At 70.8% G+C, this 22475-nt stretch carries 21 protein-coding genes; 6 read left to right on the forward strand and 15 right to left on the reverse strand.

Annotation, left to right across the window (positions count from 1 at the left end):
• Positions 1-9 precede the first annotated feature (9 nt).
• The 3 genes from JOD67_RS09330 to JOD67_RS09340 are packed head-to-tail and all read right to left on the reverse strand — an operon-like array spanning position 10 to position 1674.
• Positions 10-453 carry a helix-turn-helix transcriptional regulator gene (locus JOD67_RS09330; RefSeq protein ID WP_205117033.1) on the reverse strand — a complete coding sequence of 148 codons (444 nt, stop codon included), beginning with the start codon at positions 451-453 and terminating at the stop codon, positions 10-12.
• Positions 454-475: 22 nt separating this feature from the next.
• Entirely contained in the window at positions 476-1336 is an 861-nt protein-coding gene (locus JOD67_RS09335; protein WP_205117034.1) for an SMP-30/gluconolactonase/LRE family protein, read from the reverse strand.
• On the reverse strand, positions 1333-1674 hold the full coding sequence (locus tag JOD67_RS09340; protein ID WP_205117035.1) for a DUF8819 family protein: 342 nt from the start codon (positions 1672-1674) through the stop codon (positions 1333-1335). The genes JOD67_RS09335 and JOD67_RS09340 overlap by 4 nt, the downstream gene beginning before the upstream one ends.
• Before the next feature lie 27 nt (positions 1675-1701).
• Between JOD67_RS09340 and JOD67_RS09345 the strand changes: the two genes are divergently transcribed.
• Together JOD67_RS09345 and JOD67_RS09350 are read left to right on the forward strand one after the other, a co-directional pair.
• Positions 1702-2472, forward strand: coding sequence for a copper homeostasis protein CutC (locus JOD67_RS09345; RefSeq protein WP_205117036.1), 771 nt, complete (start codon positions 1702-1704; stop codon positions 2470-2472).
• On the forward strand, positions 2469-2738 hold the full coding sequence (locus JOD67_RS09350) for a DUF4031 domain-containing protein (RefSeq protein ID WP_205117037.1): 270 nt from the start codon (positions 2469-2471) through the stop codon (positions 2736-2738). The genes JOD67_RS09345 and JOD67_RS09350 overlap by 4 nt, the downstream gene beginning before the upstream one ends.
• Before the next feature lie 6 nt (positions 2739-2744).
• On the opposite strand, the gene JOD67_RS09355 is transcribed toward JOD67_RS09350, so the two are convergent.
• Positions 2745-3368, reverse strand: a complete 624-nt coding sequence (locus JOD67_RS09355) for an HD domain-containing protein (protein WP_307782328.1) — start codon at positions 3366-3368, stop codon at positions 2745-2747.
• Between the two features lie 44 nt (positions 3369-3412).
• Here JOD67_RS09355 and JOD67_RS09360 point away from each other — a divergent pair, with 44 nt between their 5' ends.
• Positions 3413-6388 carry an AfsR/SARP family transcriptional regulator gene (locus JOD67_RS09360; protein ID WP_205117038.1) on the forward strand — a complete coding sequence of 992 codons (2976 nt, stop codon included), beginning with the start codon at positions 3413-3415 and terminating at the stop codon, positions 6386-6388.
• Positions 6389-6440: 52 nt separating this feature from the next.
• Positions 6441-7589 carry an FAD-dependent monooxygenase gene (locus JOD67_RS09365; RefSeq protein ID WP_205117039.1) on the forward strand — a complete coding sequence of 383 codons (1149 nt, stop codon included), beginning with the start codon at positions 6441-6443 and terminating at the stop codon, positions 7587-7589.
• A 179-nt stretch (positions 7590-7768) separates the two neighbouring features.
• Here JOD67_RS09365 and JOD67_RS09370 read toward each other — a convergent pair whose 3' ends face one another.
• The 8 genes from JOD67_RS09370 to JOD67_RS09405 form a co-directional block, all read right to left on the reverse strand.
• Positions 7769-9085 carry an FG-GAP-like repeat-containing protein gene (locus JOD67_RS09370; protein ID WP_205117040.1) on the reverse strand — a complete coding sequence of 439 codons (1317 nt, stop codon included), beginning with the start codon at positions 9083-9085 and terminating at the stop codon, positions 7769-7771.
• A gap of 87 nt (positions 9086-9172) precedes the next feature.
• Positions 9173-9844 (reverse strand): response regulator, encoded by a 672-nt coding sequence (locus tag JOD67_RS09375; RefSeq protein WP_205117041.1) that lies wholly within the window; start codon positions 9842-9844, stop codon positions 9173-9175.
• The gene (locus JOD67_RS09380; RefSeq protein WP_205117042.1) at positions 9817-10941 is read right to left on the reverse strand and encodes a hypothetical protein; all 1125 of its coding nucleotides are present in this window, start codon (positions 10939-10941) and stop codon (positions 9817-9819) included. Before JOD67_RS09380 ends, JOD67_RS09375 begins: the two co-directional genes overlap by 28 nt.
• Positions 10934-12049 (reverse strand): sensor histidine kinase, encoded by a 1116-nt coding sequence (locus tag JOD67_RS41795; RefSeq protein ID WP_205117043.1) that lies wholly within the window; start codon positions 12047-12049, stop codon positions 10934-10936. The genes JOD67_RS09380 and JOD67_RS41795 overlap by 8 nt, the downstream gene beginning before the upstream one ends.
• Positions 12050-12055: 6 nt before the next feature.
• Positions 12056-12745: a maleylpyruvate isomerase N-terminal domain-containing protein gene (locus JOD67_RS09390; RefSeq protein ID WP_205117044.1), complete on the reverse strand. Its 690-nt coding sequence runs from the start codon at positions 12743-12745 to the stop codon at positions 12056-12058.
• Positions 12746-12771: 26 nt separating this feature from the next.
• Positions 12772-14823 (reverse strand): HelD family protein, encoded by a 2052-nt coding sequence (locus JOD67_RS09395; protein ID WP_205117045.1) that lies wholly within the window; start codon positions 14821-14823, stop codon positions 12772-12774.
• A gap of 77 nt (positions 14824-14900) precedes the next feature.
• Positions 14901-16685: a glycoside hydrolase domain-containing protein gene (locus JOD67_RS41800; RefSeq protein ID WP_205117046.1), complete on the reverse strand. Its 1785-nt coding sequence runs from the start codon at positions 16683-16685 to the stop codon at positions 14901-14903.
• A gap of 242 nt (positions 16686-16927) precedes the next feature.
• Complete coding sequence (locus tag JOD67_RS09405; RefSeq protein WP_205117047.1) at positions 16928-17572, reverse strand: TetR/AcrR family transcriptional regulator; 645 nt, start codon at positions 17570-17572, stop codon at positions 16928-16930.
• Positions 17573-17626: 54 nt separating this feature from the next.
• On the opposite strand from JOD67_RS09405, the gene JOD67_RS09410 reads away from it, so the two are divergent.
• The gene (locus JOD67_RS09410; RefSeq protein WP_205117048.1) at positions 17627-18379 is read left to right on the forward strand and encodes an alpha/beta fold hydrolase; all 753 of its coding nucleotides are present in this window, start codon (positions 17627-17629) and stop codon (positions 18377-18379) included.
• 216 nt (positions 18380-18595) lie between these two features.
• Here the strand turns inward: JOD67_RS09410 and JOD67_RS09415 are convergent, their stop codons facing one another.
• Positions 18596-20251 carry a DNA repair helicase XPB gene (locus JOD67_RS09415; RefSeq protein ID WP_205117049.1) on the reverse strand — a complete coding sequence of 552 codons (1656 nt, stop codon included), beginning with the start codon at positions 20249-20251 and terminating at the stop codon, positions 18596-18598.
• 43 nt (positions 20252-20294) lie between these two features.
• The gene (locus JOD67_RS09420; RefSeq protein WP_205117050.1) at positions 20295-20873 is read right to left on the reverse strand and encodes a CGNR zinc finger domain-containing protein; all 579 of its coding nucleotides are present in this window, start codon (positions 20871-20873) and stop codon (positions 20295-20297) included.
• 45 nt (positions 20874-20918) lie between these two features.
• Here JOD67_RS09420 and JOD67_RS09425 point away from each other — a divergent pair, with 45 nt between their 5' ends.
• Entirely contained in the window at positions 20919-21710 is a 792-nt protein-coding gene (locus JOD67_RS09425; protein WP_205117051.1) for a class I SAM-dependent methyltransferase, read from the forward strand.
• Positions 21711-21789: 79 nt separating this feature from the next.
• Here JOD67_RS09425 and JOD67_RS09430 read toward each other — a convergent pair whose 3' ends face one another.
• A complete protein-coding gene (locus JOD67_RS09430; protein ID WP_205117052.1) occupies positions 21790-22377 on the reverse strand; it encodes an SH3 domain-containing protein in 588 nt (195 codons plus the stop codon).
• Positions 22378-22475: the final 98 nt, after the last annotated feature.

Genomic DNA, 22475 nt, shown 5'->3' on the forward strand with positions numbered 1-22475 from the left:
ATCTTGCGTTTACGCGGCCTCGCGCGCCCAGCCGTTGGTGAAGCAGAGCGGGACGAACCGCGGCGTCCAGAGCTTCGCGTTGCGCGGCACGGCGATCAGGACCGGGCGGATGCTGCGCCGGAAGTCGGACGGGGTGCGGCCGACGAGCTCGGCGAACCGGCGGGAGAACGTTCCGACGCTGGAGTAGCCGACCTGCAGGCAGATCTCCAGCACGGTCAGGTCGGTCGCGGCGAGCAGCGCCTTGGCGCGGTCGATCCGGTGCCGGGTGACGAACGTGTGCGGCGTCTCCCCGTACGCGCGGGCGAACAGCCGGTGGAAGTGGAACGGCGACATGCACGCGATCGCCGCGGCCTGCTCGAGCAGCACCGGGCCGGAGTCCGCCTCGGCACGCAGGAACTCGCGCGCCTGCTCCAGCCAGACGAGCGTTCCGCGGTCGACGAGCGGCCGTTCCACCTGATCACGGTACCGCGACCAGCTACAGCGGCGCCTCGAGAACGCCGACCGTGAACGGTGCCCCGGCGCGGCCGAGCCGGTCGGCGCCGAACTGGGAGTGGACCAGTAGCAGCCGGCCCTCCACCGACGCGAGCGTGGTCGGCGAGTCGTCGTGCGGGCGCTCCCAGCGGCCCAGCAGGCGGGCGGCGTCGGGATCGACCGCGGTGAGCCAGTAGCGGACCGAACCGTCGGGCTCGTCGGTGTTGTCACAAACGTAGAGCGTGCCGTTCACGTAGGCGAGGCCGTCGCCGTTGACCGCGGTGTCCAGCGGGATCCGGGCAGCCTGCTTCGTGGCGAGGTCGACCCGCCAGAGCACACCGGCGCCCTGGGCGGCGACGATCAGCGCCCGGCCGTCGGGGGTGGCGACGATGCCGTTGAGGAAGTCGGTGAACGGCTTCGTGCTCGCGCCGTGCTCGCCGAGGTCCAGCCAGCGCTCCGGCTCGCCGAGCTCGTCGCCGACCGCGAACCGCCAGATCAGCGGCTCACCGGAGTCGGTGACGTAGGCGTACTCGTCGTGCACGGTGACGTCGTTCAGCCCGGCCTCGCTCGCCGGCACGTGGCGGGTTCCGCAGGCGTCGCCGGTGCGGGTGTCGAACGCGTACAGGCACCCGCTCGTCCAGCCGCAGACCAGCAGCCGCCCGTGTGCGTCGACGGTCATGCCGACGGCCCGGTCGCGGCCGTCGACGCCTGGCTCCTGCCAGACCTCGAGGCGGTGCTGGTCGACGTGGCCGCGGTAGATCGCGCCGTTCCTCGCGCCGGAGACGTAGAACGTCCGCCCGTCCTCGCCGACCGCGATGCCTTCGGGGAAGACCTGGTCGCCAGGGAGCTCGTACTGCTCGATCACAGCTTGCCCAGCGGCGAGACGGCCATGCCGGAACGTTCGCACACCCACTGTGGGTCCGGGCCGAGCTCGGGGTTGATCCGCAGCTCGTGCGGCTCGACCAGGTCGCAGGCCTTGCACAGTGGCCACCGGCCGATCGTGTCGAGGAGCGCGTCCTGGACGTCCTGGGCGACCTGGCCGGCCACGTAGGCCGCGCCCTCGGGCCATTCCTGCACCCACCAGCGGCGTTCGGCCACGGCGTCTTCGAGGATCGACACGGCGCGCGGGTCGGCGAAGCTGTAGCTGGTGAGGTCGTGCAGCACCAGCGCGCGGGCCGCGAGGAGCGGGTCGTCGGACGTCACGGGGTCGATCCTGGCACTCTTGGAGCCATGACCGCGTCGGGCTCGTCAGCGAATCCGGAGCCTATCCCGGACAGCCGGGCCCTGCTCGAGATCATCGCGCTCGGCCCGGCCGACGCCGCGGCCGCCGAGGAGGGCGGCGCGGACCGGCTCGAGGTGTGCGACGCGATGGACCAGGACGGGCTCGCGCCCGACCCGAAGACCGTCGCCGCGATCCGTCGCCGCTGCGGGCTGCCGATGCGGGTCATGCTCCGGCTCGCCGACGGCTTCACCACCTCGCCGCCCGAGCTCGGCCGCCTGGCCGCGCTCGCGAAGCAGTACGCCGACGCCGGTGCGGACGGGTTCGTGCTCGGCTTCCTCAGCCTGTCGACCGAGGTCGACATCGTCGCCACCTCCAGCTTGCTGGACGGAATCCACCATGCCATCGGTGTGCAACTCCCGTGGACGTTCCACCGCGCGATCGACCACGCGCTCGAGTCCGACCTCGCCTGGAACGTCGTCCGCGACCTGCCCGGCCTCGACGCGGTCCTCACCGCGGGCTCGGTCCGCGGCGTCGACACCGGCCTCGACGAGCTCGTCCGCCGCGGCCGGCTTGGCGACGGCGGCCTGGTCCTCGCCGGCGGCGGCTTGCGCGCCGAGCACGTCCCCTGGCTCGCACAGGCCGGGATCCGGTCCTTCCACGTGGGCAGCTCGGTCCGCCCGGACAGCTCGTGGAAGGCGTACGTCGACGCGAAGTACGTCCGCGCCTGGCGCAAGCTCGTCGACGAGGAAGTCGCGCGCGCCGCGGACGTGCCGCGGTGACCGTGTACGTCGACCCGCCAGCGTGGTCGGCCCACGGCCGGCTGTGGTCGCACCTCGTGTCGGACACGTCGTACGAGGAGCTGCACGCGTTCGCGCGGGGGCTGGGGATCCCGGAGCGGGGCTTCGACCGGGACCACTACGACGTGCCGCAGGAACGCTACGACGACATCGTCGCCGCCGGCGCTGTGCCGGCGTCGAGCCGTGAGCTCGTCGCCCACCTGCACCACTCCGGCCTCCGCCGGCGCAAGCGCTCCCGCCGAGCCTGAGACAGGTCACGCCATCCGGAGCAGGGCCACCTCGGTGGTCAGGTTCCGGCGCGCCCGTTCCTCCCACAGCGCATGCCCGGTCGGGGTCCGGAACAGCGCGCCGTGGGACAGCAGGTCCTCCAGCACGTTCAGCCGCCCGTGCCGGAACGCGTCCTCCGGCACGAACGCGTACTCCGCACGTACGTCAGACGCATACCGCGCGTACCGCTCCGGCTCGGACGCCAGCACCGCGAGGTCGGCGTCACTCAGCACCGCCCCGTCCACATCCGAGGCCGCTGGGTCATGTGTAGTTGTCAAACGAACGAGCGCGGCAACACGCGATATCCGTGACTCCGCGACGCCGGCCCCGGGAAGGACCGACTCCGCAAGGTGTGCCGATTCCTCCTCGTTGTCCTTGCGTTGCGGGTCGTAGACGGCGTCATGGAACCATGCCGCGATCCTTACCGCATCCGGGTCCGACGCGTGCCTGTGGAGAACGTCGATCGCGACCAGAACCTCCGCCAGATGCTCGGTGTCGTGGTAGCGCCGATGCGCCTCCCCGTACCGTTCCAACAGGTCGCGCCCGACGTCGTCGGCGCCGGGAAGCAGGCGCGTCCACCGCGAGAACAGGGTTGTCCACAACTCCGTCACCCTCCCATTTTCCGTTGTCGGTAAGGCGAGGCAGAATCCAGCCCATGCAGTTCGGCGTACTCGGACCACTCCAGCTCCGGTCCGCCACCGGCGACGAGGTCGCGGTGAGCGGGCCACGTCCGCGTGCCCTTCTCGTCCTGCTGCTGCTCGACGCCGGCCGTGTCGTCAGCATCGACCAGCTCATCGCCGGCCAGTACGGCGACGACCCGCCCGCGGGCGCCACGAACGCCCTGCAGGCTCAGGTCTCGAGGCTCCGGCGCGATCTCCCCGACGGCCTCGTCGAGTTCCACGGCAGCGGCTACCGGCTCGCGGTCGACCCCGACGACGTCGACGTGCACCGGTTCGAACGCCTGGTCCGCGAGGGCCACCGCCTGCTCGCCGCCGGCGCGCACGCCAAGGCCGTCACCACGCTGCACGAGGCGCTCGACCTCTGGCGCGGGCAGCCGCTCGCCGACCTGCCGAACGCGGAGGCCCAGGCGACCAGGCTCGAAGAAGCTCGGCTCGCCGCCAGAGAGGACCTCGTCGAGGCCGAGCTCGCCCTCCCCGAGGGCACCAACGTCGCCGAGCTGCGCCGCCTCGTCGACGAGCACCCGTTGCGCGAACGGCTGCGCGGCCAGCTGATGCGCGCGCTCCAGCAAGCCGGCCGCCAGGCCGAGGCGCTCGAGGAGTACGAAGCCGCCCGCCGCCTCCTCGCCGACGAGCTCGGCGTCGACCCCTCGCCCGAGCTGGCCGCGATCCACCTCGCGATCCTCCGCGCCGAAGGGGCCGCCAAGCCCACAAGGCGCGCCCTGCCCGCACAGCTCACCACCTTTGTCGGCCGAGACGCCGAGCTCGAACGGCTGGCCGACCTGCCCCGCCTGGTCACGCTCGTCGGGCCGGGCGGCACCGGGAAGACCCGGCTCGCGATCGAGGTGGCACGACGAGATGGTCGCGAGGTCTGCTTCGCCGACCTCGCGCCCCTGCACGACGACGACGAGGACCAGCTGGCCGCCACCGTTCTCGCCGCGCTCGGCCTCCGCGAGGCGGGCTTCCAACCGGCCGGCGTCGAGCCGGTACGAAGGCTCGCCGCCGCCCTCGACGACAACCTGCTGCTCGTGCTCGACAACTGCGAGCAGGTCATCGCCGCTGCAGCCGGAATCGTCCGCACGCTGCTCGACGAATGCCCAGACCTGCATGTCATCGCGACCAGCCGCGAGCCACTCGGGCTGACCGGCGAGACCCTGCTCCCGCTCGAGCCGCTGGCCGCCGACAACGCGGTGCGGCTGTTCGAGGACCGGGCGGCCGCCGTACGTCCCGGGTACGCGCCCGGTCAGCACCATGCCGAGGTCGCCCAGCTCTGCGCCGCACTCGACGGGTTGCCGCTCGCGATCGAGCTCGCGGCCGCGCGGCTCCGCGAGTTCGACGTCCACGAGCTCGCAACGAGGCTGGACGAGCACGGACGGTTCCGGCTGCTGTCCCGCGGGGACCGGACGGCCGCTGCCCGCCACCAGACGCTCACCGCCGTGATCGAGTGGAGTTGGGACCTGCTGACCAACGAGCAGCGCCAGCTCGCCAGCCGGTTCGCCGTCTTCGCCGGCGGCGCGAGCCTCGCCGCGGTCGAGGCGGTCTGCGACGTCCCCGACGCCGACGTGTTGCTCGCCGACCTCGTCGACAAGTCGATCGTCCGGAGCGACGGATCCCGCTACGAGATGCTCGAGACGATCCGGCTCTTCTGCGCCGAACGGCTCACCGAAGAGGTCCGCCGGGCCCACGCCCGCTACTACCTTTCGCTCGCCCAGCAAGCGGATCCGTACCTGCGGCGCGCAGAGCAGCTCGACTGGCTGGCCACGTTGACGGCCGAGCACGACAACCTGATGACCGCACTCCGGTACGCCGCGACCCACGACCAAGAGACCGAGACCGGCTACCGGATGGTCGCCGCGCTGGCCGCCTACCTCTGGCTGTCCGGACGGCGAAGCCAGGCCGGCGCCGCGGCCGCCACCCTGCTCGAGCACGAGCCCGAAGACCTCGACGAGGAGTACGTCGCCTGCGTCGTGCACGCGATTCCCACCGCCGCGCCCGAGCACTGGGAGCGAGCCAAGGCGATCATGCGGAGCTTCGACCGACCACTCGAGCACCCGTTCGGCGCGGCGATCTGGGGCATGACCGCGGGCCCGCCCGACGAGGACGACGCGGAGACGCCGGCCCTGCTGGGCTCCGACCCCTGGAACGCCGCGCTCGGCCGGCTCAGCACGGCGCTGTTCCAGCTGCTCGACGGCCGACCCGCCGCGGGCGAACGCGAGCTGGTCGAGGTGGCCGCGACGTTCCAGAGCCTCGGCGAACGCTGGGGCAGCGCCCAGGCACTGGACTTCCTCGCCCAGGCGGCCGGCTGGCGGGGCGAGTGGCAGCGCGCGCACGGTTACTGGGCGACCGCGCTGCGGGCGTTCGAGGAGCTCGGAGCGCTGGAGGAGTGCGCCGACCTGCTCTGTCATCGCGGCAACGCGTTCCTGCGGCAGGGCGAGCTCGACGCGGCGACCGAAGACTTCGCACGCGCCGCCGAGTTCTCCGTGAAGGCCGGGTCCGGCATCCCGCCAGCCGTGCCGCTCGGGCTCGCGAACGTGGCGCGCTGCCGCGACGACCCGGAGGCCGTCCGAGAGCGGCTGGCCGAGGCGTCGGCCGCGGTCGAGGCGGGCAGCTTCCGGTTCGCCTCGATGCGAGCGCAGGTGTTCACCGCACTCGGCCGGCACGCCGAGGCGGTCGCGGCGGCGCGGACGTCACCGTTCGCCGCGGACGTGGCCGACGCGACCGAGGGCCTGGCCGGGGAGGTCGTCGCGGCCGGCGAGGGCGATCGGGCCGCGCTGCTGCTCGGCGTCGCCGTCGCCCTGCGCGGCACCGCGGTGGCGGGAGATCCGCAGGTCGCGCGGGTCACCGAAGAGGCCCGCGGGCTCATCGGCGCGGGCGCCTTCGCCGTGGCGTACGCGCGCGGCGCCGAGCTCGACAAGGAGCGCGCGCTGACGGTCGTGGACGGTTCGACCCGGTAGCTGTCAGCCAACCGTCACCGAGCCGTCAGCGCCGGCCGCGACGCTACGGGACATGAAGAACACCACAGTCCTCATCTCCGGCGCGAGCATCGCCGGCCCCGCCCTCGCTCTCTGGCTGGCCCGCTACGGCTGCACCGTGACCGTCGTCGAACGGTCGTCCGGCCCGCGCTCCGGTGGTCAGGCGGTCGACTTCAAGGGTGCGACCCACCACAAGGTCCTCGAGCGGATGGGCATCCTCGACGACGTCCTCAGCCTGCAGACCGGCGGCCACGACCAGACCGTGATCGACGCGAACGAGAAGCCCCTCACCGTCATCCCGGGCGAGTTCACCGGCGGCGACATCGAGATCCGGCGCGGCGACCTCGGCCAGCTGTTGTACGAGAAGACCAAGGACCAGTGCGAGTACGTGTTCGGCGACTCGATCACCTCGCTGACCGAGACCGCGAACGGCGTGCACGTCACCTTCCAGCGCGGCGCGCCCCGCACCTTCGACCTCGTGGTCGGCGCCGACGGCATCCACTCCAACGTGCGCCGGCTCGCGTTCGGGCCCGAGCACGACTACGTCAAGCACCTCGACCACTACTACGCGATCGCCCAGCTCGGTTCCGGTGGCAAGGCGCTCATGTACAACGAGCCGGGCCGGATGGTCGCGGTCGGAGGCCCGAAAGCCGAGGCGTTCTTCGTCTTCAAGTCCGAGGAGCTCGAGTACGACCGGTACGACAGCGACCAGATGAAGAAGATCCTGCTCGACGCGTACCGCGACAACACCGGCTGGCGGATTCCCGAGCTGCTCGCGAAGGTCCCCGCGTCCGACGACTTCTACCTCGACGCGCTCGCCCGCGTCGACATGGAGCACTACGCGAAGGGGCGCATCGTCCTGCTCGGCGACGCGGCGTACGGCAACACCCTCGGCGGCTTCGGCACCGGCCTCGCGATCGTCGGCGCGTACGTCCTCGCCGGCGAGCTCGCCGAAGCCGGCGGCGACCACGTCCGCGCGTTCGCCGGGTACGAGGAGCAGATGGTGCGCTACTCCAAGATCGCCAAGCAGGCCAGCGCCGGCGCCTTCCTGGCACCACCCACCCGCTGGAAGATGTGGCTGCGCAACCTCACCTTCCGCTCGGGCTTCCTGCTGAAGGCGATGCTGAAGCTGACCGACAAGTTCGCGACCGACATCGAGCTGAAGGACTACGCAACCAAGTAAGGGAGCTGGGGCCCGACCAGGCCCCGTAGGTGAAGCGTGTCGTGGTCGCCTTACCCGGCCAGTGGCCGCTCTACCTGGCGTCCACCCCACGTAAAGGGGCAAATGATCATGTAAACATGATCATTTGCCCCAGGGCGCGGGTGGACCGGTCGAACCCACCGCCGGACGAAAGATCGAGGCTAGAACGTGGCGATGCCGTAGCCCTTCCAGCCGACCCCCGCCGGCTCGGCCTTGGCGAACTTGCCGTTGCCGAGCCCGTTGTACTGCCACAGCGTGTAGTCCGACAGCCGGACCGCGAGGATGTCCGCGCGGCTGTCGCCGTTGGCGTCGAGGACGCCGATCCGGTTGAAGCCGGTCCAGCCGCCGCCCGCGTCGATCTTCGAGGCGAACGTCCCTTGTCCGGTCCCCTTCCAGAACCACAGACCGCCACCGGTGTCGGTCGCCCAGATGTCGCCGTCTCCGTCGCCGTCCGCGTCACCACCGAAGTGGCGGGGGTACGTCGTCCAGCCCGGCCCGACTTCGTCCCGACTCCCGAACTTCGCCCGGCCGAGCCCCGGGTAGTACCACATCGTGGTGCCGTCCCGGCCCAGGATGTCGACCTTGTTGTCGCCGTTGACGTCGACGAGCGAGAAGTAGTCGATGGCGCCCCAGCCGTTGCCCTCCTCGACCAGCGAGTTGAAGCCACCGGCCGCGTTGTTGTGCCAGTAGTGGATGGACCCGTTCGGCCCGATCGCCCACAGATCGGCGTAGCCGTCACCGTTCGAGTCGCCGACCCCGATGCGGGAGTAGTCTCCCCAGCCCGGACCCACGCGGTCCCTGCTTCCGAAGCCACCGGCCGCGAGTCCGGGATAGCTCCACATCACGCCGCTCGGGTCGATGCCGAACAGTTCGTCGTACCGGTCGCCGTTGCTGCTCTCCGCCGCCAGGTTGGCCGGCCCCACGTTGGGCGGGGTGATGTAGCCCGCCACGTGCAGGTTGTCGTTGCCCTGGGTGTCGGTGATCGGATTGATCGTCCGCCGGACAACGGCGTCGCCCACGTTGCCCTCGACGGTGGTGATCGTGCCGTTGGAGTGGACGGCGGTGACGATGCCGACGTGCCCGCCTTGCACCTGCGCGGGCGTACCCCACTGGATGATGTCGCCGGGCTGCGGATCGCCCTTAGAGCCGGACGGCCGGGCCTTCCACAGGCCGCGGCTCTGTGCCCACAACCCGGTCGCCCGCGCGGTGGGTGTCGTCGGGTACGGACTGACGCCGGCTGTCTTCCAGATCCAGGTGGTGAAGTAGGCGCACCAGGCACTGGACTGGCATGGACCGTACTTCTCGCATCGCCCGTTCGCCTGTGACGCGCCCACCTCGGCGTTGGCGGTCGCGACGATGCCGGCGCGCGTGGCGGCCTGGGCCGGCGCCGCACCGACGGTCTGGAGGGCGAACGTGAGCACCAGGCCCAAGGCCAGGAGCAGGAACCAGGATCGGGTGGGACGTGATCGTGCGTGCATGACGGACAAACCCCCTCGGCTGGATGACTCGACACCTGCGCGCCCAAGCTAGGAGCGTCCGCACCGCCCTGGTGTCAGGCGAATCCCCTACAGCCGAGTGGCCGCGTCGAGCTCCGCGAGCGTGATCACGCCGTCCGCGAGAGCTCGCGCGACGAGCTCGCTCTTGGTACGAGCGGAGCGTCCGACGTTCGCGTACTTCACCCGAACGCGCTCGATGTAGGTGTCCACGGTCTTCACGCTGATCGCGAGCTTGGTCGCCACGAGCACCTTCGACGACGACGCGAACCAGGCCCGCAGCACCTCGATCTCGCGCGGCGACAACCGCGGCCGATCCGGTGCCCGGTTGGTGGCCAGGGCACCGCCGAGCGAGGGCGCGGTGTACGGCTTGCCTTCGGCCGCGGCACGAACAGCCGGCACCAGGTGCTCCTTGCCCTCGCGCTTGGTGAGATAGGCCAACGCACCGAGGTCGATGCAGGCGATCGCGGTCGCGGTGTCGGCGTGCTGGGAGTACACGACGACCCGGCGGCCGCTCTCGACGAGCCGGCGCAGCCCGCCGAACTCGCGATGGTCGGGCCGGAGCTCGAGGTCGAAGATCACGACGTCCGCGGTCGCGCCCGCACCCGTCCACACGTCGACCAGCCGGTCCTCGGCGTCGATCAGCGCGATCGGCGGATCCGCGCGTTCGAACCAGTAGCGAACGCCCGCCGCGATCGCGGCGTGGTCGTCCACGATCACCGCGGTGACGGTTCGAGCTGCCATCGCACCTCCACCCAGACGACCTCGTCATGGCGAACCTCGGACAGCTGGACGTTCGTCGCCGGAGCCGGGACGTCGATCGGGCCGCAGTCCGCGACCACGCTGACCGAGACCAGCGCGGGCTCTCCGACGACCGTGAGGCGGGCCCACGATCGAGCGGTCGCGAGCGCGATCAGCGGGCCGTCGGTGAGGTCGCGTCGTACGTCCGGACCGAGCTCCCGCCAGGTGCCGCGCGCCTCGAAGTCGACCAGAACGCCCTTGCGGTCGGCAACCTCGACGCAGTGCCGGAGCTCGTGCAGCAGCGGGTGCGGAACGGCGTCTACCTCCGCGAACAGCCGCCGCATCCGGGCCGCCTCGATCGCGCAGTCCCGCCGTACGTGCGCGTCCTGGGGATCCAGAGCGCCGCTCGCCAGACCTTCGAGGAGCGGCATCGCGCTGTCGGTCAGGTGGGCGAACCTGGTCTGCCGGTGCAGGTGGGTCTCGGCCGCGGCTGCCTCGTCGATCCGCAGCCGTTCGAGCTCGCGCCGGTTGGTCGCCACCGTCGTGGCGATCCGGCGGAACGCGGCCGCCGGCAGCGCGATGCACAACGGGTAGCCGAGCACGCCGAGCGAGCCGGTGGCGAACCGCAGCCAGGTCGAGTCCGTGCCCTCGGTCGTGAGCAGGAGATGGGTCACGCCCAGCAGCCCGTGCACGGCCAGGAACGCGAGCTGCAGGCGGAGTCGCCCGCCGATCAACACCGCGAGTCCGACCCAGTTCGCCACGCCGTACACCCAGTCGCCGGACGTCGCCACGTGGCCGGTCGGCAGCGTGGCGTACGAGATCACGCTCGCCGCGAGCACAGCCGCGACGGCCAGGAGCTGGTGCGCAAGAAGCCACCCGCGACGACGCACCAGCAGGTACGCCTCCCTGGCGAGCACGGCCACGAGGACGGCGAACGCCGCGAGCTGCACGCCAGGAAGGTCGTAGCTGTCCCAGGCCCGGGTCAGGTTCGTCAGGCCGGAGACGAACAGCGCGCCGCCCGCCACGACGAGCACGCCGACCCGGAGCCGGAGGAGCAGCTCGGTGCGGGTCGACTGCTCGACCGCGTCCCCGTCAGACACCACGGCGCCACTCCAGGACGACGGTGGTCCCGGCTGGGCTCGAGGAGATCGTTGCGACGCCGCCGAGGTCGGCCATCCGGCCGCGTACGCAGTGCCGCAGCCCTCGTCCGTGCGACCGACTCGTGGCGACGTCGAAACCCACGCCGTCGTCGGAGATGGCGATCCGGACGAGGTCGCCGTCGTCGGTGAGCGCGACCTCGACCTTGCCCGCATGGGCATGCAGGACGACGTTGTTGAGCGCCTCACGCGCCGCGTCGGCCAGCGTTCGCGCCACGCGGAACGGGAGCGCGACAGTGCTCGGGAGCCGTACGTCGATCCGGTCGAACGGGACCGCGCTGAGCTCGACCCGGAGCAACGCGACCAGCTCGGCGTCCGGCGGAACGCGGTCGCCGAAGTCGACGAGCAGCTCGAGGTCGCGCCTGGCACGAGGAACGAGCCACGGTGCATCGCGGGCGACCTGCCCGCTGCCGACCATGAGCAGCGTGGTGGCGGAGGTGTCGTGCAGGGCGTTCGCCAGTTCCTGCTCACGGAGCCGTACGGTCGCCGCGACCTGCTGTGCCTCGCGGGCCCGTTCGGTCCGCGTGGCGAGCCGGTCGGCGGTGTGGGCGCCGCGCTGGATGAGCTGCCAGACGACGCGGGAGAACGCGGCCGCGGCGACGATCCACAGCACCGAGGCGACCACGGACCCGTCGGCGTCGGCGAGGACGACCGCGGTGGTCAGTGGTCCCGCCGTGACGAGGACCGCGCCGAGCCCGGCCAGCGGGCTGAGGTGCCACTGGTAGGCGATGCAGGAGAACGTCACCAGCAACCGGATCCAGCCGACGTTGGACTCCTCGACCGCGTCGATCCAGGGGACCGAGGCGCACAACAGCGCGAGCACCGCGACGTCGACCGCGACGGCCACAGTGCCCTCGCGGCGGAGGAGGTACCAGGCGTAGAACGCGCTCCACCCGACGAGCGCGCTCGTGACCAGCGCGAGCTCGGCGTCGGGCGAGCGCAGCAGACCGATCGCGCAGGTCGGCACGATGACCGCGGCACGGATGTACGCGGCATAGTGCCTGCCGAAGCGAGCGACCAGCCGGCTGGTCCGATCTCCCCCCGCGTCCACGAAACGTCAACCCAGGAGGGGGATTCGATTGGCGTGCGCGCCGAGGACCTTGCGTTCGGTGGTGGTGAGGGGCTCGCGGCCGGTGGCCTTGAGGATCCAGGTGGCGTCGTTCCACGGGGGCTTGGTGACGTTCTCGCCGAGGAGCTCGTCGAGGGTCCGCACGGTCAGCTCGGTCGCGGACGGCCGGGGGAGGGCACGACCCGGCAGCTCGAGGAGGAGGTCGAGATGGTGGATCGTCACCTCGACCGCGAGTGTTCCGAGCAGGTCGGAGACGGTGAGAACGTGGCCCTGGGTGCTGATCCGGTCCGTGCCGGGCGTGCCGTTCGCGAGCTGCAGGACGGCGCTCGCGGTGCCCTGCCAGTGCCGGGCGAGGATGGTCGGGTCGACGTACGCGGCGGAGCTGATCCGGACGAACCTCGCATGAGCCGCGGCGAACGACGCGTTCTCCGGCTGCATCCAGTTCCGCCAGTAGCTGACGTAATCGAGATCCGGCGCGGTCCGCGCCGGCGTCCCGAACGCGACCAGCGCGCGCTGTGCGTCGAGGAGAACGTGGAACAAGACGTCCGCCACCGTCCACCCGGTGCAGCGACTCGCGCGGGCGAAGTCGGCCTCGGTCAACGACGTGACGACCTGCTCCAACCCGCCGTACGCATCCGCCAACGCCGAGCGTGCCACCCGCTGATGCAACGACCCCATGCCGCTCAGTCTCGCCGACGGGCGAATCAGGCGGAGAGCTGGGAGGGCAAGGGCTCGGCGTGCAGGACGGTCAGTGACGTGACCGCTCTCGTCAGGCACACATACAGGCGGCGGAGGCCCGTGGTCTCGTCCGGCTCGGCGGCCACGATCTCGGCAGGCTCCAGGACCAGCACGTGGTCGAACTCCAGACCCTTCGCCAACGACGCCGGCACCACGTCGAGGTGGGCCTCCACGTCGTCCTCGTCCCCCAGCACCGCGTACGACAGAGCCGCGTCGTCGAGCAGCTTGCGCACCGTACGGATCCGCGCGTCCGCGACGATCAGCCCCACCGAGCCCGGCCGCTCGACCACCTCGCGGATGTCCCCGATGATCGACGGCCCGAGCCGGGGCAGCTCACGGATGACCAGGTCACCCCGCGTCCGCCGGACCGACGAGGGCGGCGCGAGCGTCGGAGCGATCGAGGGCAGCAGCCGGGCGGCGAACTCGATCACGTCTGCCGGCACGCGGAACCCGCGCGTCAGCTCCTCCAGGTGCGCGTCCGGCTTCCCCAGGTGCGTCAGCGCCGTCGGCCAGTCCCGCACGGCCCACGGCGTCGTGCCCTGCGCGAGGTCGCCGAGGACGGTCGCCGACCCGGTCGTGCAGCGCCGCCCCACCGCGCGCAGCTGCATCGGCGACAGGTCCTGCGCCTCGTCCAGGACGACGTGCCCGAGGCTCGGCGTCCGGTCGACCACGTCGCCGATCTCGTCGAGCAGCACCGCGTCGGCCACCGACCAACGCGCCGCGCCCGGGGTCTTCGGCGCCTTCGCCCACACCAGCAGCGCCTGCTCCTCCGCGGTCAGAATCCCCTCCGCGTGCGAGGCCAGGAACTCCGGCTCGGAGAACAGCCGGAACAGCAGCCGCGCCGGGTCCACCGCCGGCCAGAGCGCGTCGACGTACGTCTTCACCGGGCGGCTCTTCGCCACCGCGTCCTGCACCCGGTCGTCCGGCGAGTCCCCGTCCGCCTCCATCCGCAGCAGCACCCGGTGCGCGAGCGACTGCGGCAGCATGTTCCGCCCCGCGCCGTAGCGCACGCCGCGCGAACGGATCCCCTCGACGCTCTCCGCGACCTCGTATGTCGGAACGCGGAACCGCCGCGCCCCCCGCGGCACGATCAGGCCCTCGCGCGGGGTGTCCACGTGCGACCACACCGCCCGGCGCAGGACCTCGGCGAGCCGCGCATCCCCCTTGAGCGTGGCGATATCGGCGGCGTCGACACCGCGGATCCGACCCTTGCCGACGAGCTCAGCGACCGTCGTCTGCCTCGCGTCGATCTCCCCGAGCGCCGGCAGCACGTCGCCGATGTAGCGGAGGAACGAGTCGTTCGGCCCGACCACGAGCACGCCCTGCCGGCTGAGCTGGTCGCGGTGCGCGTACAGCAGGAACGCCGCGCGGTGCAGTCCGACCGCCGTCTTCCCGGTGCCCGGCGCGCCCTGCACGGCGACCGTCCCGGACAGGTCGGCGCGCACGATGTCGTCCTGCTCGGGCTGGATCGTCGCGACGATGTCGCGCATCGGCCCGACGCGCGGCCGCTCGATCTCCGCCTCGAGGATCGCGCTCGCGTGGTCGGCGTCGTCGGTGACATCGCCGAGGCGCTCGTCCTCGTACGCCGTCAGCTCGCCGTGCTGGAACCCGAACCGCCGGCGCAGTTCCACACCCAGCGGCTCGGCCTTGCTCGCGCGGTAGAACGGGCGGGACACGTTCGCGCGCCAGTCGACGACCATCGGGTCGCCCGCGGCGTCGGAGACGTGGCGGCGGCCGACGTAGTACTGCTCCTGCTGGGCGATGCCGTACGGGCCCTGGCCGGCCAGGTAGTCGAGGCGGCCGAAGAACAGCGCGATGGTCGGGTCGTCGGCCAACGCCTTCGCGCGCCAGTAGAGGTTGGCTCTGAGGAACTCGGTGGAGACCGGGTCGCCGCCGTCCGCCCGCATCCCCTCGGTGCGCTCCCGCATGGCGCGCAGGGCGTCGCGGGAGTCGGCGAGGTGGGTGCGTTCGGCGGCGAGGTCCGGATCGGGGGGAGTCGTCGTCTCGTAGGTGGGCATGGCGAGACCTCCGAAGTGCCGGGAAGGGCCGAGCAACGTAACACAGACCGCCGGCACGGTCGTAAGGGTTTACCTGCCTACAGCCAGGCGGGGCAGCGTGGCACCTTCGGGTTGAAGCCGGGCCGCCCGGGGCTCAGCACGTAGGCGTCGGACACCCAGGTGCCGTTGTCGAGCTTGTTCCACACCGCGGTCGAGCGGACCTTCTCCGCGGCGCGCTGGCACACCACGAACGCCAACCCGCCCGAGGGGATCACGCCGCGCGCCTTCCCCGTCGTCGACGGCCCGTCGCGCATGCGCAGCCCGTCGCCGGTGATCGGGTACGGATAGGTGCAGAACGGGATCGGCCGCGTCAAGCCGGTCTTGCTCTTGGTCGTGACGTACGCATCGCTCACGTACGTGCCATCGGCGAGCTTGTTCCACACCGGATCGTTCTTGACCTTCTCGCCGAACGCCTGGCACATCACCTTCAGCGGTGCGCCGGGCGCGAACGTCCGGACGTCGTCGTAGGAGGTCCCCGGCCCGGTCCGAGCCCGCAGTGTCGACGACGCGACCACGTTGTAGCGGTAGATCACCGAACCCAGCGTCGCGTCGACCACGTTGCTGTCGATGTTGATCCGCTTGCCGCCCCAGCTCTCGGTGTGCGGGCCGCGGTACTGCTTCACGCGCTGGTGCACCGCCCACTTGTCGTCGGAGACGTACCGCTCGTTCCAGATCGTGTTCTTGTTGTCCCAGCGCGCGGTCCAGATCACGTCGGGAATCGCCAACGTGGGCGAGCCATAGTGCTGGGCGAGGTTCTTGATGCCGGAGCTCGCGCTGGAGTAGACGCCGGACAGGTAGCCGAGATCGTGCAGCTGCTTGGTCCATTCGCGGAGGAACGTCAGCACCGCGCCCTTGCAGGACTTCTTGCGGTCGTCGTACCCCTCCATGTCGTTGTAGAGCGTGCTGCCGGCGTACAGACCGAACTTCTGCGCCTTCTTCACCGCGTCCTTGGCGGCGTCGCGGCCCTGCTTGGCGGCCTTCGCCGGGTTGATCGCGCCCATGCCCTTCTGGAACGCGCACGGGGCTTGGCGGCCGACGTAGATCGGCAGCAATCGCCAACCCTGCTTGGTGACTGAGCTGACCCAGTCGGCGTCGAGGTTGCCGTCGCCGCAGGCGCGGTTGAGCCCGCCGATGTAGATGCCGACCACGCGGTACGACGACTTCAGCCACGCCGTCATCGCGGACTTCGACGGCGCCGTACACGTGTCGAAGCCCTGCCCGCCGAAGCGCGTGGACGTGCTCGCCGGCCCCGTGAGCGCCCTGTCAACCAGGCCTTGCGCGCGGTCGAGGAGGTCCTTGCGAGGAAGGGAACGAGTCGGCCCGTCGTACCTTGCGCTGTTGACGATCGCGTCGACGCGGGTGGGGTCGTCGGCGTAGGTCGCGGTCACCGACAACGCGGTGCCGGAGAGGATGAAACTCGCGGCGTTCTCGTCGCTCTCGTCGGCCTTGCTCGCCACCGAGGGGGTCTCGCCAACCCTCGCCAGCGCGCCGGCGGCCGCGAGCCCGGGCGCGTCCTTGACGGGCGCCACCAGAACGGTGTCCGCGCGGCCGATCGCGCGAGCCGGGCAGTCCTGCTCATCCCCGGGCGCCCCGAGGTAGACGGCGTTCTTGTCGAACCGTACGCAGGTGTCCGGATGCGCGTCGAGATCGTGGACGGGCCATTCGGCCGGAACGACCAGCCGAAGGTCGCGGTACTCCACGACGCGAGTCTTGGGTCCGATCGCCGAGGTGTCCGGCTCGGACAGTCCCGGCTCGAGGTCGGCGAAGCCGAACGGGGTGGTGACGATCATCGACGCGACCGCGGCCGTGACGCCGAGGGCCACGACCCCGATCCACCCCCGCCGGCGCCGGCGGGGGCGGAAGCCCAGTCGGTGGGGTCGGGTGGTGGATCGAACGGCCACGGTACGAACCTCCAGAACCCGACATCTCGCGGTGGTCCGAGCCGTTCGTAGCGCGATCGCCACTGTCCGCTACGGACCAGTGTGCAAAATCTTGACACATTAACCACATACGCACCAGATGCAACAACCGACACACTAGTAACAACAACGGTGTAATTCGATCACTAAGCGATGAGGGCCAAGAAGGCGGTCCGGATCCAGTCGCCGTAGCGCTCCGGCGTCCAGCCGCGCTGGCGGACCAGCAGGTAATAGAGGTGCGGCGAGTTCAGGGTCCAGATCGTGTCGCGGATCTCGTTCCGCCGCGCCGCGGACACGTCACCGAGCCGGTCGGCGACGGTCGCCGCCAGCTGTTCGGCGCCCGCGAGCCGGTGGCCGTCGAGGGTGTCGGCGAGCTCGGCGATCGCCGGATCGGCGTCCGCGGCGGCGTACATGACCATGAAGATCGGCGTGACGGCCGGCCCGCGCAGGACCATGAACGCAGCGAGCCGGGTGAGCACCTCCTCCGCGGTCGCGCCCGCGTGCACGTCCCGCATCTCCGTGCGCTCGTGCAGCGGTGTCGACTCGACGTCGCCGACGAGGCTGGTCTCGACGGCGAGCTTGAGCAGGTTGACCTTCGACTTGAAGCCGGCGAACACCGTGGGAGTGGAGACGCCGGCGGCCTTGGCGATGTCCGCGACCGAGGTGCCGGCGTAGCCGCGTTCGACGAACAGGTCCCGCGCGGTCGCGAGGATCCGCTCCCGGGTCGCCTCGGCCTGGGCTCGGCGGCCGGTGGCGTCGTACGGGCGACGTTCTTGCGCACGCGATGGCATTGAGCTACCTTAGCCTATGTTCAATATAGTTAGAGTTAAACGAAAGGCGAGACGATGACGCTCTCCTACCGCGTGGCGGGCACGGGTACGCCGCTGCTGTTGATCCATGGCGCGGCCGAGGACGCGTCGATGCTCGCCCCGCAGGCGGAAGCGTTCGCCGCGCGCGGTCGCCGGGTGATCTGGTACGACCGCCGCGGCACCGGCGCCAGCTCGCGGGCGGACTGGCCGGAGGGCGGCGTTGCCCAGCACGTGGCCGACGCCGCCGAGCTGCTCCGGTCGTTGGACGCCGTACCCGCGACCGTCCTCGGCTTCAGCTCCGGCGGCGTGATCGCGCTCGAGCTGGCCGCCCGTCACCCCGAGCTCGTCGAGCGCGCGATCGCGTGGGAGCCGGCCGCGATCACGGCGCTGCCCGACGGGGCCGACCTGCACGCGTCGATACTGGTGCCGCTCGACGCGCAGCTGGCCGCGCAGCCCGGCGACTGGCGTGCGGCGTTCGCCGTGTTGATCGAGCTGATGTCCGGTGGCGCGGCCGACCTGTCCAGCCCGGAAGTCCAAGCCCAGATGGTGAACGCCGAGGCCGCGGTCCGCGACGACGCGCGGATCATCACCAGGCACGAGTTCGCACCGGGCTCGCTGCCGGCCGGGAAGGTCGCCGTGGCGATCGGCAAGAACGCGGCGCCGATGCACGTCGCGATCGCCGAACGGCTGACCGCCGAGGTCGGCGCCGAGCCGATCATCGTCGAGGCCGCGGACGACCACGAGGTGTATCTCAGCCAGCCCGACGTCCTCGCGGACGCGCTCGGCTGACCAATGCTCCCGCCGGAACTCCACGTGCCCTGATCCCTCTCAGGTCCCGGCGGGTCATGGGGCCGATCCGCCTGACCGCGGGTCGGCCCCCACAGGCGAAGCGTCGTGGTCGCCTTACCCGGCCAGTGCCCCCATTTCCTGGCGTCCACCCCACATAAAGCCCAGGGGCGGGGGCGAGCCGGGCGGTCGAAGCAACCGCTGGACGAAAGCTCGAGCCTAGGTGGGCAGGTCGTCGGTCAGCACGTCGTCGGCGTCGACGATGCGGTACGCGTAGCCCTGCTCGGCCAGGAACCGTTGCCGGTGCGCCGCGAAGTCCTGGTCGACCGTGTCGCGGGCCACCACGGAGTAGAAGCGCGCCGCTCGCGCGTCGTGCTTCGGCCGCAACAACCGGCCGAGGCGCTGCGCTTCTTCCTGCCGCGAGCCGAAAGTTCCGGACACCTGGATCGCCACCGACGCCTCGGGCAGGTCGACGGAGAAGTTCGCGACCTTCGACACGACCAGCAGGTCGATCTCGCCGGAGCGGAAGCCCTCGAACAGCCGCTGCCGTTCGCGAACGGTCGTCTCGCCCTTGATGATCGGCACGTCCAGCCGTTCGGCCAGGTCGTCGAGCTGGTCGATGTACTGCCCGATGATCAACGTGTGCTCGCCGCGGTGCTGCCGAGCGAGCCGTTCGACCACGCGGGCCTTCGTTTCGGTCGACGCCGCGAGCCGGTACCGCTCCTCCGGCTCGGCCGTCGCGTACGCGAACCGCTCCGCGTCCGTCAGCGTCACCCGCACCTCGACGCAGTCCGCCGGCGCGATCCAGCCCTGGGCCTCGATGTCCTTCCACGGCGCGTCGTAACGTTTCGGCCCGATCAGCGAGAACACGTCACCCTCGCGGCCGTCCTCGCGCACCAGCGTCGCGGTCAGCCCGAGCCGGCGCCGGGCCTGCAGGTCGGCGGTCATCCGGAAGATCGGCGCGGGCAGCAGGTGCACCTCGTCGTACAGGACGAGTCCCCAGTCGCGCGCGCCGAACAGCTCGAGGTGCGCGTACGCACCCTTCCGCTTCGTCGTCATGACCTGGTACGTCGCGATCGTGACCGGCCGGATCTCCTTGCGGGCGCCGGAGTACTCGCCGATCTCGTCCTCGGTCAGCGACGTCCGCTTGATCAGCTCGTCCTTCCACTGCCGCGCAGCGACGGTGTTCGTGACGAGGATCAACGTGGTCGCCTGCGCGTGCGCCATCGCGGCCGCGCCGACGATCGTTTTCCCTGCCCCACAAGGCAGAACGACGACGCCCGAGCCGCCGTGCCAGAACGACTCCGCGGCCATCTTCTGGTACGGGCGCAGCGTCCAGCCGTCCTCGTCCAGCGCGATCGGGTGGGCCTCGCCGTCGACGTACCCGGCCGCGTCCTCCGCCGGCCAGCCGAGCTTCAGCAGCACCTGCTTGACGTGACCGCGCTCCGACGGATGCACGGCGACCGTGTCCGGGTCGACGCGCGCGCCGATGAGCGGCTTGAGCTTCGCGCTCTTCACGACCTCTTCGAGCACCGGGCGGTCGGTCGTGACGAGCACGAGTCCATGCTGCGGATGGTTCTCCAGTCGCAGTCGTCCGTACCGCGCCATCGTGTCCGCCACGTCGACGAGCAGCGCGTGCGGAACGGCGTAGCGCGAGTACTTCAGCAGCGTGTCGACGACCTGCTCGGCGTCGTGGCCGGCGGCGCGCGCGTTCCAGAGCCCGAGTGGAGTGAGGCGGTACGTGTGGACGTGCTCGGGCGCGCGTTCGAGCTCGGCGAACGGCGCGATGGCCTTGCGAGCGTCGTCGGCGTCGGCGTGGCCGACCTCGAGCAACAGGGTCTTGTCGGACTGGACGATAAGCGGGCCGTCGTTCACACAGACTCCGGTCGGATGGGTCAAGCAGAAGGAACGCAGACCTCTAGTGTCCAGCCTCGCGCAAACCGGCGCCTACGCCGACCTCCACACGGGCCGCCCGGCGGCGGGCGCGGAACGCCGCGACGTTCGCCCGGGACGAGCAGCGCTCGGAGCAGTATCGCCGCGAACGATTGGGTGACGTGTCAACGAAAACGTTCGTGCACGGTGTCGCCTGACACACCCCGAACCGGTCCGCGCCGAGGTCGCAGAGCACGATCGCCATCCCCATCAGGCCCTCGGCCGCGATCGTCTCCGAGACCGACGACTCGCGTTCGGCGACGTGCAGATGCCAGGTCGTCGAGTCGTGGCCGGAAATGAACGGCGACACGGGATGTCGCACCATCAGCTCGTTCATCCGCTGCACCATCTGGCGTTCCTCTTCGGGTCGCTCGTGCGCGACGACCCCGCTCTCGAACACCGGGCGCAGCTCGCGTTGGAGCTTGCGCAGCGCGACGACATCTCGGGTCGAGACCCGCTCGGCGAGCCAGGGTCGGCTCGTCAGCAGGGACCGCAGGTCATCCTCGTCCTCGAGCGGCGCGTTGATCAACTCAGCGGCCCACTCTGCGTAACGGAGAAAGTCCACTTGTGCACCTTACATTGCCAACGCTAGCGTGTAACCATCATCAATGTGGACCTGACTCTTACGGAGGGCGACTTGTCGGCGGACTGGGACGAGATCCAGCGCGGTTGGGACGAGCAGCAAGCGGCCTATCTGCCCGATCGGGAGGAACGCTTCGCCGCGATGTTGGACGTGGTGGAGGCGGTCTGCGGGACCAAACCGCGCGTGTTGGACCTCGCCTGCGGGACCGGGTCGATCACCCGGCGGCTGCTCGAGCGGCTACCGGACGCGACGAGCGTGGCGCTCGACCTCGACCCGGCGTTGCTGCGGATCGCGGAGCGCACGTTCTCCGGTGACTCGCGGGTGCGGATCGTGGCGGCCGACCTCGGCATCCCGGGCTGGCAGGAGGTCGTGCGCGAGGCCGTTCCCGGTGGTGAGGTCGACGCGGTGCTGACCGCGACCGCATTGCACTGGCTGCCGGAGGAACGGATCGGGACCTTGTATGGAGAGCTCGCGGGCGTCGTCCGTTCCGGTGGCGTGTTCGTCAACGCCGACCACATGGTCGACCCGGGCCTGCCGACGGTGAGCGAGCGCGTCGACGAGCTGCGCCGGATCCGCCGCGAGGCTTTGTACGCCGACTCCGGGGTGCTGTCGTGGGACGCCTGGTGGTCGGAGCTCCGGCAGCACCCCGAGCTCGCGGACGCGGTGGCCGAGCGGGACGAGGTCTTCTCCGGCAGCCACTCGTCGGAGTCGATGCCCTCGGTCGAACGGCACCAGGAGTTCTTGCGGGCTGGCGGATTCGCCGAAGTCGGCGTGATCTGGCGCGGCCTCACCGACGCCGCGGTGCTCGGCCTGCGCTAGATCGCGCCGACGTTCGCTGCAACGGCGAAGCGGGCTCCCCGGGAGCGACCGAGGAGCCCGCAACTCTGGGTGGTGCCGGTTACTTGTTGCAGTACTGGGGAATCCAGTCGCCAACGGTCTGGACGTATCGCGCGGCGACCCAGCGGCCGTCTTCGAGCTGGTACCAGCGCGGGTTGCCGCCGACCTTCGGGCCGTTCACCTTGCAGATGATGGAGACTCGCTTGCCGTATTTGACCTTTCCGACGAGCTTCGACTTGCTGGTCGGTGCCTTGCGCAGGTTGACCGACGGCTTCCCGACCGCCTTGGCCCAGTCCCACCAGCGTCCTCCGCACCACTGCGGCGCCTTGCCGATGTTCGTGACGTAGCGGGCCGCGACATCACCCTTCGGCGTGCTGTACCAGATGCGGTTGCCGTCCACCGGGACCGCCTCGACCTTGCAGGAGATCTTGACGGTCTCGCCCTTCTTGTACGTACCCAGGCGCTTCCCGTAGGTCGTCGGGTGCGACCGGATGGTGAGCGTCTTGGCGATCACCTTGCCCTTGTAGGGATGCTCCTCGTATCCGCCGCCGGCTTGGGCGCTGGTGGTGGCGATCAGGCTGACGGCTGGAACGGCGACGGCGGTGGCGATGGCGAGTGCGGCGACGCGGACGCGACGGTGCTGGAACATCTCTCGGACTCCTTGGTCCCCCCGGCTCACCTCTCGCGGTGAGCGCTTCTGCCCATAAAGATGCGGACCCGTCCGGAAAAGTTGGTGGAAAGGAGAAA

The organism is Tenggerimyces flavus, from assembly GCF_016907715.1.
Lineage (GTDB): Bacteria > Actinomycetota > Actinomycetes > Propionibacteriales > Actinopolymorphaceae > Tenggerimyces > Tenggerimyces flavus.

Excerpts from the sequence above, each read along its gene's own strand:
- JOD67_RS09345 (WP_205117036.1), top strand. The coding sequence starts at position 1,702 with ATGACCGCGTCGGGCTCGTCAGCGAATCCGGAGCCTATCCCGGACAGC.
- JOD67_RS09360 (WP_205117038.1), top strand. The coding sequence starts at position 3,413 with ATGCAGTTCGGCGTACTCGGACCACTCCAGCTCCGGTCCGCCACCGGC.
- JOD67_RS09365 (WP_205117039.1), top strand. The coding sequence starts at position 6,441 with ATGAAGAACACCACAGTCCTCATCTCCGGCGCGAGCATCGCCGGCCCC.
- JOD67_RS09370 (WP_205117040.1), bottom strand. The coding sequence starts at position 9,085 with ATGCACGCACGATCACGTCCCACCCGATCCTGGTTCCTGCTCCTGGCC.
- JOD67_RS09375 (WP_205117041.1), bottom strand. The coding sequence starts at position 9,844 with ATGGCAGCTCGAACCGTCACCGCGGTGATCGTGGACGACCACGCCGCG.
- JOD67_RS09390 (WP_205117044.1), bottom strand. The coding sequence starts at position 12,745 with ATGGGGTCGTTGCATCAGCGGGTGGCACGCTCGGCGTTGGCGGATGCG.
- JOD67_RS09395 (WP_205117045.1), bottom strand. The coding sequence starts at position 14,823 with ATGCCCACCTACGAGACGACGACTCCCCCCGATCCGGACCTCGCCGCC.
- JOD67_RS09405 (WP_205117047.1), bottom strand. The coding sequence starts at position 17,572 with ATGCCATCGCGTGCGCAAGAACGTCGCCCGTACGACGCCACCGGCCGC.
- JOD67_RS09410 (WP_205117048.1), top strand. The coding sequence starts at position 17,627 with ATGACGCTCTCCTACCGCGTGGCGGGCACGGGTACGCCGCTGCTGTTG.
- JOD67_RS09430 (WP_205117052.1), bottom strand. The coding sequence starts at position 22,377 with ATGTTCCAGCACCGTCGCGTCCGCGTCGCCGCACTCGCCATCGCCACC.